At 52.0% G+C, this 12,087-nt stretch carries 11 protein-coding genes; all 11 read left to right on the forward strand.

Translation table 11 applies throughout. The features are described 5' to 3' along the window. Positions 1-12: 12 nt before the first annotated feature. The 11 genes from ACX1DY_RS15695 (at position 13) to ACX1DY_RS15745 (ending at position 11,966) form a co-directional block, all read left to right on the forward strand. Positions 13-1,155 carry a hypothetical protein gene (locus ACX1DY_RS15695; protein WP_458965120.1) on the forward strand — a complete coding sequence of 381 codons (1,143 nt, stop codon included), beginning with the start codon at positions 13-15 and terminating at the stop codon, positions 1,153-1,155. A 33-nt stretch (positions 1,156-1,188) separates the two neighbouring features. Beyond that, the gene (wsfD, locus tag ACX1DY_RS15700) at positions 1,189-2,742 is read left to right on the forward strand and encodes a glycan biosynthesis hexose transferase WsfD (RefSeq protein WP_458965121.1); all 1,554 of its coding nucleotides are present in this window, start codon (positions 1,189-1,191) and stop codon (positions 2,740-2,742) included. Further along, the gene (locus ACX1DY_RS15705) at positions 2,739-4,274 is read left to right on the forward strand and encodes a hypothetical protein (protein ID WP_458965122.1); all 1,536 of its coding nucleotides are present in this window, start codon (positions 2,739-2,741) and stop codon (positions 4,272-4,274) included. Before wsfD ends, ACX1DY_RS15705 begins: the two co-directional genes overlap by 4 nt. A gap of 26 nt (positions 4,275-4,300) precedes the next feature. After that, the gene (locus ACX1DY_RS15710) at positions 4,301-5,551 is read left to right on the forward strand and encodes a glycosyltransferase family 2 protein (RefSeq protein WP_458965123.1); all 1,251 of its coding nucleotides are present in this window, start codon (positions 4,301-4,303) and stop codon (positions 5,549-5,551) included. A gap of 29 nt (positions 5,552-5,580) precedes the next feature. Beyond that, entirely contained in the window at positions 5,581-7,677 is a 2,097-nt protein-coding gene (locus tag ACX1DY_RS15715) for a cellulose biosynthesis cyclic di-GMP-binding regulatory protein BcsB (protein WP_458965124.1), read from the forward strand. Then, positions 7,667-8,521: a diguanylate cyclase domain-containing protein gene (locus tag ACX1DY_RS15720; RefSeq protein ID WP_458965125.1), complete on the forward strand. Its 855-nt coding sequence runs from the start codon at positions 7,667-7,669 to the stop codon at positions 8,519-8,521. The genes ACX1DY_RS15715 and ACX1DY_RS15720 overlap by 11 nt, the downstream gene beginning before the upstream one ends. 91 nt (positions 8,522-8,612) lie before the next feature. Then, complete coding sequence (locus ACX1DY_RS15725; protein ID WP_458965126.1) at positions 8,613-9,269, forward strand: alpha/beta hydrolase; 657 nt, start codon at positions 8,613-8,615, stop codon at positions 9,267-9,269. A gap of 167 nt (positions 9,270-9,436) precedes the next feature. Beyond that, on the forward strand, positions 9,437-10,225 hold the full coding sequence (locus tag ACX1DY_RS15730) for an SDR family oxidoreductase (protein WP_458965127.1): 789 nt from the start codon (positions 9,437-9,439) through the stop codon (positions 10,223-10,225). After that, positions 10,225-11,109, forward strand: coding sequence for a GNAT family N-acetyltransferase (locus ACX1DY_RS15735; protein ID WP_458965128.1), 885 nt, complete (start codon positions 10,225-10,227; stop codon positions 11,107-11,109). Before ACX1DY_RS15730 ends, ACX1DY_RS15735 begins: the two co-directional genes overlap by 1 nt. Positions 11,110-11,170: 61 nt before the next feature. Beyond that, positions 11,171-11,494, forward strand: coding sequence for a hypothetical protein (locus ACX1DY_RS15740; protein WP_458965129.1), 324 nt, complete (start codon positions 11,171-11,173; stop codon positions 11,492-11,494). A 223-nt stretch (positions 11,495-11,717) separates the two neighbouring features. After that, positions 11,718-11,966: a type B 50S ribosomal protein L31 gene (locus ACX1DY_RS15745; protein WP_458965130.1), complete on the forward strand. Its 249-nt coding sequence runs from the start codon at positions 11,718-11,720 to the stop codon at positions 11,964-11,966. Positions 11,967-12,087: the final 121 nt, after the last annotated feature.

The following is a 12,087-nucleotide window of genomic DNA, read 5'->3' on the forward strand; positions in this document are numbered from 1 at the left end:
GGACGTGATGGATTGGGAAATACATTCAGCTCAGTGACCGTTGTTGTACTGTCTCTACTCATATTGTCCTCCTGCAGTAATTTTGAAGCCACGCCGGAGCCTTCCGCCGCAACTGCCGATATCACGGCTGTATCCCCTGCGCCAGCATCTGACCGGGGCACCCATAACCGGAAAGAGCGACAAGAGCTATATGCTTTTATAAACAAGCAGCTTACGGGCCCCTATGGGGTGTATACGAATCTGCTGGACACAGACGAATCGGGCGAAGCTGCGAGCGGTCATGAGGTCCTTAGCGAATCGGCCTCGCTCCTGATGAGAACGGCTGTGCTTGAAGGCAACAAGGAGCAATTTGCCGCCCAGTGGGCTCTGGCGAAGCATACCTTTGATAGGGACGGCGGCTTCAGCTACCGTTACAGTCCCAAACTGCAGAAGCAATATCCTGTGAACGCGGCAGTGGATGACTTGCGTCTGATCGGAGCCTTGTATGAGGCCGGACAAGCTTTTAAGGAACCCGCCTACACCGAAGAGGCTGATAAATACGGACAGCGATTCTATAATAATAATGTAAAAGATGGTTATATGTATGATTTTTATGACGATGTTTACAAAAATACTAACAAGTTTATGACTTTATGTTATATTGATCTGAGTGTTCTGCGAAATTTAGCGATTCCTATAGAAAAGCGCGGTATATTATTGCATAATATGGATGGAATTCTCGAAGAGGGATATTTGTCGGATGCGTTCCCGTTCTATGAGACTAGATTCAATTATGATACCGGGACCTATGGCTCAGAGGGGATTAATACGGTGGAATCACTGCTCTCGATTCTGCATTTGGCCGAGATTGACCGGGAGAAGCCGGCGAGCATCCGCTATATCAAGGAGCAGGTTGCGGCAGGAACGTTGTACGGGCAATATACCCGTGACGGGAAACCGCTGAATGATATCCGTTCCACGGCGATTTACGCCCTTGTGGCCATGATTGGCGCGGAGGTGGGCGACGACGCTCTCTATCAGGCGGGCATTGAACGGATGAATGAATTCCGTGTTACGGATGCCGGAAGTCCGCTGTACGGCGGGTTCGGAGATACGGATACCGGACAGGCCTACTCTTTTGACAACCTTATGGCTCTATTAGCCTATTCCTATTAACTCCAAACCGAAAGCAGTGAAGGGTGAACCCGCATGATTGAAGACAACACATTACAAACCGCACCGCGCAAGCCTGTCATGCTCACTGGCCTCCGGATATCGCCCGCTTCGGTAGCAGCCTTAGGAGTACTGCTGATTACAGCGTTCGCTTTGTTTACGGCTCCTTATGTAGGGATGGCGGACAACGGCGACTTTTTTCGTATTATCTACAGCAACGGTCTGTATTTCAATTTGCCGGATTACGACAGCAGGTATTTTGGCTATTTCGTGAAGCAGTTTGGAATCTATCAGTACTATAACGAGAATAGCTCGATGCTGGTATCCTCCCAATCGCTGTTTATCAAGCTGGCCATCGTGGTCAATAAGCTGGTATTCAGCAAAGAGGTCTTCGATATCCGTTTTCAAGCGGCCATTTATATGATTTTATATGTGGCTGCCGTCTACTTATTGATCGAAGCTGTTACATACACAATGTCCCGCAAGCGGGGAATGATAGTTGCGGCGATTGCTATTTTTATTTTCGGGGATACGGGTTATACCGCTTATTTCAACTCCTTTTTCAGCGAGAGCGTGGTGATGATCATGATGATCTTCGTATTCGCCTCGTGGCTGCTGCTATACCGCAAAAGATATAACGATTATGCTATGCTGGCCCTTTTTCTGATCAGCACCCTCATCCTGACTACCTCCAAGCAACAAAATGCTCCGGTGGGCATGGTTATTTCCGTGTTTGCCGTTTCGCTTATCTGGATTCGTAAAGACCGTGTGTTTCGTTACCTTACGGCTGCTGCCATTACACTCATGATGCTTGCCGGAATAGCAACCTATTTGAACATTTCCAAGGAATTTGTGAATATCAACCAATATCATGCGATGACCCGCGGGGTGCTGATGGAATCGGAGAATCCGGAGACGGCCCTGAAGTCATTCGGAATCAATGAACAATACGCCATTCTGAAGGAAAATACGTATTACGACCAATACGGAACCGTTGATGTGAAATCGGATGTTCTGGAGAAGGATTTCTACAGCCGGTACGGGTTTGTTTCGATTCTGAAATATTATGTCACTCATCCCGATCAGATGGGCTCCATTCTGAACACAGCCGCCAAAAGCGCGTATACCATCAAGCCTGCCGCCATGGGGAATTACGAGAAATCGGTGGGAAAAGAGTTCCGGGCGCAGAGCCACTTCTTCACGCTATACAGTGTTCTAAAAGAAAAGCTGGCTCCGCGGACATTCGGCTTCATCCTCCTCTGGATGGCCGTGATCACGGGAATCTATATGCCGTCCTTCGTGGCGGCGGTCAAGGCGCGGAATTTCCGCTCCATGCAGCGATTAATGCTGATCGTGGCGACTATGCTCGTGGGTCTATCCGGGATCTTCGTCTCCATCATCGGGGCGGGGGATGCCGACATAGCCAAGCATGAATTTCTGTTTACACAATCCTTTGACCTGGTGTCATTCCTGGTTCTGGCCGGTGTAATCAGCCGTGGATTCCGCTCCCGGAGAAAGCTTCCGGCAGCGAAACCAGCCGCTCCCGCTCTCCCTGCGAATCCTGGAGCCGGAAAGGGCGTGAGCGTGTGAAGCGTGGAGGGTTGATTATTGTGCTGCTGCTCGTGGCGGCGCTGCTGCTTCCTGCTCCGGCACATTCCGCCGCTGCGCCTCAGCATGTCCTGCTGCTATACGACAGCTTGGCGAAAGGAACTGCGCGGGAGGGCAATGTGGCAGAGCTTCAGCGGCTGCTGGCCGCCTACAGCACGAAGGTTACGGTGTTGAGTCTGGATGAGTATGAGAAAGGAACCCTGGACTCCTACTCCAGAGTCATTACAGTTATCAACAAGGCGGATCTGTCCATTACAAACGAAGATTATCTCCAGGATATCGAGAGCTTTCAGGGCAAGCTGCTGTATACAGGATACAGCATCCCGGGCCGCATGAAGCACGAGCTGCACCTTACCACGGCTGTGTGGTCTGAAGGGAGCGTGGCGCTCTCGGTGGGCGGGTTCTCCGGTACATATCTGCAGGTAGAGGAAATGCCCTATATTGCGGCAAGCAAGGCGGCACGGTCATACGGCAGCCTGTCGTTTCAAAACGGTGACCGCGAGGTGCCTTATGCAGTAAGCGGCGGACAATACACGTATGCGCCTTATTTGAAGCAAGGAGACGCAAGTGCAGTCGCTATGGCTTATGTGCTGAAGGACTGGCTTGCTTATTCGGAAACGCCCCATACCTATCTGCTGCTAAAAGAGATTTACCCGTTCTCCAATCTGGATCTCCTGGAGAAGGCGGCGGATCAACTGTATCAGAACGGTATTCCGTTCATAGCCAGTGTTCAGCCAGTGTTCGGCAATACGGACTTTCCGGCGATGAAGCGTTATCTGGAGGCGCTGAAAATTGTGCAGTCCCGCAACGGCAGCATCCTTGTCAACGTGCCTGCGGTTAGACCTCCTATTAACAGTAACGATCATACGCTGAACGGTAAAATGAATGGTTTTATCAATGTCCTGATAAATAACGGTCTGGCTCCGCTGGGTGTCGGTGCGGAAAGCTACTGGTCCTATGACAAGGAATATGCAGGGCGGGGGATGAGCTTCTTTGATTCGGCGGTGCTGTATCCTGATGTAGCGGCGAGGTATATGGATCGGACGAATGTATCCAAGGTGTTCCCCTCTTCCATATACAGTCTCCCGCCGGAATTCTTACAGAGGCTGGGGCACAGCTCCAAATCGACGCCTCAAATGCCGATGGATATCGCGGTCACCTATGATTTTCCGGACAGTGAAGAAGGGCTGCAGAAGCTGCTGCAGAGTCTGGATCAGGAGTGGATTGCTTTTGCCGACTATAAGCAGGAAGCCCATAAGGTGGTTACAGACACGAACACCGTGCTCTCTTCGGACGGGGTGATCAGGGTCAACGGCAAGGAAATGAATGTCGATTATACCCCGGAAGCTGTAAGCAGCGATTATAGCTATAAGGAAAAGCAGTTCCAAAGCTTCACGAAGCTGTTCAGTGTGCAGAATAAATTTTTTATCGTTGTGATTATTGTTGCACTGCTGCTTCTGGCTGTCCTGCTGTTGTTCGGTTACAGGCTGTACCGGAAGAAATATTTGAAGTAACGAAAATTCGGGTTAGGAGAAGGAACATGACGATCTCGGACGTGCTGATGGTAATTGCGGTGATCTGCATCTGGTCCCTGCTGCTGGTGAATGTGGCTCTGATTATTGCGGGCTATCTGTATTACATGAAGACCGAAAGAGAAGCTGTGCCGGAAATTAAGGGCGAGCACCCCTTCGTGACGATTATGGTTCCCGCGCACAATGAGGGCGTCGTCATCAGCAAGACCGTCGAGTCCCTGCTGGACCTCGATTACCCGCACGACCGGTACGAGATCATTGTAATTAACGACAATTCCTCTGATAACAGCGCCGTACTGCTGGGGAATATTCAGAGCCGCTTTCCGCAGCGCAATCTGATTGTTATCAATACGGACTCTGTCATAGGCGGCAAAGGAAAGTCGAATGCGCTGAACATCGGCTTTGCCCGCAGCAAAGGTGAACTGATCGCGATCTACGATGCGGACAATACACCGGAGAAGCCCGCGCTGAGATATCTGGTGGCCGAGATCATGCAGGATTCCACGCTTGGCGCGGTCATCGGCAAATTCCGCACCCGCAACCGCAATGCGAGCCTGCTCACCCGATTCATCAATATTGAGACCCTGTCGTTTCAATGGATGGCCCAGGCCGGGCGCTGGAAGCTGTTCAAGCTGTGTACGATTCCCGGGACCAACTTCATTATGCGCAGATCCATTGTAGAGAGCATCGGCGGCTGGGACGTTAAGGCGATAGCCGAGGATACGGAGATCAGCTTCCGAATTTACATGATGGGCTACCGGATCAAGTTCCAGCCGAAATCCGTAACCTGGGAGCAGGAGCCGCAGACGGTGAAGGTCTGGTTCAAGCAGCGTACCCGCTGGGCTAAGGGCAATATTTATGTGATCGTGAAGAACATCCCGCTACTGTTCAACAAATCAGCGGCAAAAATCCGCTTTGATATACTATATTACCTGTCCATCTACTTCCTGCTGCTCATCTCCTTGGTGACTTCCGATTTACTGCTGGTGCTTCATGCAATGGGTTATGTGCATACGACGATTGCTTCACTCAGCGGCTTCTTGTGGCTGCTCGCCATTATTCTGTTCGTTGTGGGCATCTTCGTCACGCTGACGACAGAGAAGGGTGAGATGAGTCTGTCCAATCTGTGGATCATAATGCTCATGTATGTATCTTACTGCCAGCTATGGATGGTCGTTGCCGCTTATGGCTTATATAACTACCTCAAGGACGTTATTTTTAAACGGGAAGCCAAATGGTACAAAACCGAACGCTACTGAAACGAAATCAGCGACACAGGAGACAGAATATGAACAAAAAACAGATGATGATATGGGTGCTTTGCCTCTCCCTTTTCCTGATCCCGATCCAGGCGGCATCCGCCCTAGCTGCGGTTCCCGGGGACGGAAGGCTCACCTACGAAACTTTCTTTAGCGGAAGCGATAATTCGCTTAAGGGATCAAGCTCGCAGCAGCAGTCTTTTACAGTAATGGACTATTGGAATGTGGACAGCCTGAAGGTCAATCTGCATTTTCAGGTTTCGCAAATTAACGAGGACCGGATCTCCAGTGTGACGCTGTCGCTGAACGGCAGCCCGTTCTACTCCTTCAGGCCCTCCCGTGAAAATAACGGGGAGCAGAGCCTGATCGTTCCAGCGCCGAAGGGCTTCCTTAAGAAAGGGGTCAACACGCTGGGTATTCAGGGTTATCTGAGAACAGCCAATTCAGACAATCAGGTCTGTTATGTGGACAATACACCGGAGAACTGGCTGCATCTGTACAATACCTCCAGTGTTGAGGTGGCCTACACCCCTAAGGCTCTGACCGGCGGCATCAGCGATTTCAGTGCACGGTTCTCCGGCATGGATAACATCAAAAGCGGCATCAGCCTCTTGACCGTAACGGACAATGCCAGCGGCGCAGAGCTGGAAGCAGCGACCTACGCCTTATCGGGCTTTGCCAAGTCCAATACGATAAATGACAAAACTCTGCCCCTGCTGCCTTACAGTGAGGAAGCCGTCAAGGACAAAGGGCTGGTAGTGCTGGTGGCGATGGCTGACCACTTGCCAAGCGAGCTGGCGAGCCTGCTCGATTCCTCCGTGGATCTGGGTACTCATGCCCTGATCCAACTGGTGAACAAGGATAGCCAGCCTACGCTGGTCGTAACCTCCAAGGAAGAAAGTCTGCTGATCAAAGCCGGACGGCTGATGCAGAACAACCAGCTAGTAAGCCAGATCAGCAGTGACACGAAGGTAGTTGATGATGCAACTGAGGTGGCTTCCCCATCGCTTGCCATTAGCTCCAACATCACGTTAACCGAAACCGGGGACAAGCTGACCGGCCCGAATCATCAGGAGCAGACTTATTTTGTGGCTTTGCCGTCCAATCGCTCGATTGCGGATTCCGGTAAAATCAGCCTGAATTTCCGCTATGCCGAAAATCTTGATTTTGACCGTTCGCTGGTAACGGTGAGCGTTGGCGATACACCGATTGGCAGTAAGAGGCTGTCGAAGGAGCTGGCCAATGGCGACACCCTGAATCTGGTGATCCCGAAAAGCCTGAACCTCTCCGGCAACTTCTCGGTGAAGGTGGCATTTGATCTGGAGATGCTGAGTGCGGTTTGCACTCCGAATTCAGAGCAGATGCCTTGGGCTTATATCAGCAAGGAAACAGAAATGCATCTGAACACGAAGGACCGCACGGACCTGCTGCTCAACAATTATCCGTATCCGTTCCTGCGGGATGGAATCTATAATCATGTGGCAGTAGTGCTGCCGCAGAAGATGGATAGCTATACCTATCAGAGCGTGGCTAACGTGTTCAATCTGCTCGGCCAATATGCCGGCGGCAACACGGGGGAGGTCAATTATTATACTGATGCCGTTGATGCCGCTACTCTGAAGGATGATAATATTATTGCCATCGGGTCTTATGCGAACAACAAGGTGATCCGTGACAATAATGATAAGCTGTATTTCCGGTACAGCAAGGACGGAAGCACAATCGTCTCTAATGAGAAGATGAGCATTGAGGAGCGGTACGGTGCGGAAATCGGCACCTTGCAGCTAGTAGTCTCGCCGTATGAGAGCGGGCGGGGGCTGCTGGCGGTGACAGGTGTCAGCTCGGAGGAGACTTATCTGGTCTCCAAGCTGATTGCCAGTGAGAAGGACAAATGGCGGGTATACGGAGACGGCGTAATCGCTGACAAGGATGGCAACGTCAGCGCCTACCGCTTCAAAACCATTACCGGAGCGGCGAAGGAATCTGTTATCGCGCAGATCACGGACCGCAGCGATGTGCTCGGGTTCGTGGCAGCGGTCGTGCTTGCAGTCACGCTGGTGATTGTGGCGCTGCTTCTGCTGCTTCGCAAACATCTGAAGAAACGTGGTGATAAGCGTGAAACGTAACCGCAGCAGCCTGTTCTCCGATCTCGGCTTTCTGGTCTTTCTGGTACTGATATTCATATGCATTGTGTATATAGCAGGCTCGCCGGATCATTACATCCAGAACATTGTTATTTTGAATATTGCATTTCTGCTGGCCCTGGTCACTTACTTCACAACAGTAACTGCAGGACTGGTATTGAACCTTGCCTTTATCTTCGGCTATGGCTCCTTTATTCTCTACCAGACTGTGTCGCAGGGGGATACGATTGGCGTCAGCACGTATTTCTGGCTCATTATGACTCCGCTGCTTACTGTGGTGCTGTGGGTCTTCACTGCAAGCATCCGGGAGCTGCAGGCCGAGAATGAGCGGCTGGAGAAAAGAACCGCCAATCTCGCCGCCGTTGACGAGAATACAGATCTGCGGAACAGCATTTCGTTCCAGAAGGATGCTAATCTGTTCACCGGCATATCAACCCGGTATCAAATTCCGTTGACCCTGCTTGTGATCAAGGTGAAGTATTGGAATGAAATCCGCCGGCTGATCCCTGGAGAGCAGTTGTCCGAGGCGATCTATGATGTGTCTCAGCTCAGCCAATCGAGCATCCGAACTAATGATGCGCTGTATTTGCTGGACAAGGAAGACGCCACCTGGGGCCTCCTGCTGTTCACGGACCGTGAAGGGGCCAAGATTGTCATCGAACGGATAAAGCTGAAGCTGCAGGAATTAAACGATACGGATTTCTCGAACAAATACAAGGTGAACCTGGGACTGAAAATCGGTGCCATGCAATATGATGCGGAGACGATTGAGAATCCGTTCGATTTCATTGTCCAGGCCAAGAAGCAATTGGAATATGATGTGTAGTATAGATGGCGATGAGCGCGGTGGGCGGCTCATCGCCTTTATTTTTTTGATATACTTAGCAGTACAAATACAAATGGAGGAGTGTTAGGTGATGAATGCACCCTATGAATATGAAATAAGTCTGCCAGCGGGTTATCAGGAGAAGGGGAAGTACCCGGTCGTCTTCCTGCTGCACGGCAAAGGCTCCGATGAGCGCGATATGCTCTCGCTTGCCGGGCCGCTCTCCGGCGAATTCATATTGATTGGCATACGCGGTGACCTTAGCGTCGGGACCGGTTATCAATACTACGAGCTTAAGAGTATCGGCAATCCTCTCCGGGAGCAGTTCGATCATGCGGTAGAGAAGCTGGAGCAGTTTATAGAGTATGCTTCCGAACGATACCCGATTGACTCTAGCCGGCGTTACTTGCTGGGCTTCAGTCAGGGCGCGATTCTTTCGATGTCGCTGGGGCTTTCAATGGGCGATGCGATCAAAGGAATTGTCGCGCTGAACGGCTACGTTCCGGAATTTGTGAAGACGGAATATGCGATCAAGAATATGGAACACGTCTCCGTGTTCATCTCCCACGGCGAACACGACTCTGTCTTTCCGATACGGATCGGCCAGGAGACAGCGGCTTATTTCCAAGGTCTGACCTCCCGGCTGACCTTCCGCACTTATCCTTCAGGCCATGGCGTGCTGCCGGAGAATCAACGTGATCTGCTGGACTGGCTGAAGCAGGATGCCTTACTAGATAAGTTAAACTAAAGAAAACAGCGGTATATAATCAAGAAATCTGCAGATGGGCAGCGGCCGGAAGTCCAAACATTCCCCGCAGTTACTACCAGACCCCAATATGGAAAGTCTATAGCTCAACTTGTATAGATTGATTACGCAAGCAATAGTATGATGGTCTGAATAAGGAGGCGAAGAGAATGGATTTGGGTCTTACAGGCAAGTCGGTATTTGTTGCGGCGGCAAGCAAAGGATTGGGTCTTGCCACCGCGCTGGAGTTCGCGCGTGAAGGGGCGAAGGTGACTATTGCCAGCCGGAACCTGGCGCAGCTAGAGGCCGCCCGGCGGACGATCACAGAGGCGACCGGCCAGGAAGTTGCCGTGGCGGAGATGGATGTGACCCGCCCGGAGGATATCCGGCGGGCAATTGCGGCTGCGGCCGAATACGGCGGCGGGCTGGACGTGCTGGTCACGAATGCCGGAGGACCTCCGGGCGGCGGCTTCGAGGACATGGCCGACGCCGATTGGCAAGGCGGCTATGAGCTTACGCTGATGGGCACGGTCCGCATGATCCGCGAGGCGCTGCCTTACTTGCGTGCAGAGGGCGGCGGGCGCATTGTGGGCGTTAGCTCGGTATCTATCAAGCAGCCCATCCGCGGGCTGATCCTCTCGAATGTCTTCCGGGCCGGCGTGAGCGCACTGTTCAAGACGCTTGCGGCTGAGCTTGCGCCGGAGGGCATTCTGATCAATTCTCTTGCGCCCGGGCGCATCGGCACGGACCGGATTTTGCAACTAGACAGTAAGCGGGCGGAGGCAAAGGGCATCTCCCGGGAGGAGATTGAGCAGGAAGCGCTGCTTCAGATTCCAATCGGAAGAACCGGTACTCCTGAGGAGTTCGGCAAAGCCGCCGTGTTCCTCGGCTCTTTTGCCAACACCTATATCACCGGCCAGTCGCTGCTGATTGATGGCGGGATGGTGAAGGCGCTATAATGGTTACTTTCAGAACTTTGAATGAGATTCCGCTGCAGGCAGCCCTCACGGCCTGGAATTCGGGCTTTGAGGATTACTACGCCAATATGCAAATGGATTACCGTACCTTTCTCGGCCGCTTCTACCGGGAGGATCTGCAGCCTGAGGAATCGGTCATGCTCTATGCGGGCGAGCAGGTAGTAGGTTTCACACTGAACGGATACCGCATGGTGAATGGGGTGAAAATGGCTTGGAACGGAGGCACTGCCGTGCTTCCGGCCTACCGGGGTCAAGGAATAGGCGGGCGTTTGCTGGAAGAGAATATAAGGAGATATAAGGTGGCTGGTGCACAGATAGTGACCCTTGAAGCCTTTGTGCAGAACAAGAACGCGATTGCCTTGTATGAAAAATACGGGTACCGCGGACAAGGGACCACCCTGCTCTACTCACTGGAGGGAGAGCTGTCCGTTCCCCGGGCGTACGAAGGCTCTGCGGCCGCTGGCCTGCAGATTCGCGAGTGCGCAGCGGCGGAGGCCGCAGAGCTGCCGTTCTACGATTACTCCGGCCCTTGGCAGACCCACTGGCAGAGTCTCAAGGATGGACGCTGCCTGATTGCCGAGCAGGACGGTATCCCTGCCGGGTATATCCAGTTCCGGCGGGTATATTCCGGGACGGGACAGCTTAGCGGCATTCAGCTCTACCCTGGCAAGCTGCGAGATGGCTTGCCGCATGCCGGGGAGCTTCTTCATCTGCTGCTCACCAGGGTATTCCGCTTCAGCGGGAGCGGGGTCAGCCTGAGTGCGGTGCATGTCCCTTCTTCCGACAGCCTGATGCGAGGCTGGCTGGAACGGGCGGGCTTCCGGCTCGGCAACGAGCTTCTCTATATGCAGCGGCCGATAGATTAATCAGGGCTGTCACTTACGAAAAAGAAATAAAAATAGGTGAAACGAGGGGAACCGAAAGCAGGTGCTTCGCCTGGAAATAACGGCAGAAATGCCGTTGTTGGAGCGAGATTGGGTGGTACACCTGGAAATAACAGCAGAAATGCCGTTGTTGGAGCAAGATTGGGTGGTACACCTGGAAATAACAGCAGAAATGCCGTTGTTGGAGCAAGATTGTGTGGTGCGCCCGGTAATAACGGCAGAAATGCCGTTGTTGGAGCGAGATTGGGTGGTGCGCCTGGTAATAACGGCAGAAATGCCGTTGTTGGAGCAAGATTGTGTGGTGCGCCCGGTAATAACGGCAGAAATGCCGTTGTTGGGGCGAAGCCATTATTTCCTGAAACTTTGAGTACAGGGGTTCAAAAAAATCTGTAAACGATCGCCCTGGGATTAACATCGGCGGGGATTAAAATCAGCATTTGACTCCCTGGATGGCATCACGTATAACGTTGTGGCATGTAAATCCAATGGTTTACATTAATTCCCTTTGTCTAACGTAAATTCTCCAATAGACCAAGAGACCGCTTCAGATTAGCATACAGATGAATATGTGTGGAAAGGAGGCTACGGCAATGAAAGAAGGCATACACCCAAAATTCAATCAGGTGATTTTTCTGGATGCCAGCGTAGGGTTCAAATTCCTGAGCTCGTCCACGAGATCGTCTAATGAAACGATGGAATGGGAAGACGGCAACACTTACCCTGTGATCCGTGTGGACTCCAGTTCCGCTTCCCACCCGTTCTATACCGGTAAACAGAGAGAAACCGAAACTGGCGGCCGTGTTGACAAGTTCAAACAACGGCTGGCCCAGAAGAAATAACGGTTTGAACCGTACAGAGGATTACTCCACAGCCATGCAGATGGCGGATGGGTGGTCCTCTTTTTTTTGCCCAAACGCCCGTTCTGAGGGCGATAGTATTTTTTTGGGAGAAAGAATTCAT

Source organism: Paenibacillus sp. BAC0078, from assembly GCF_054483875.1.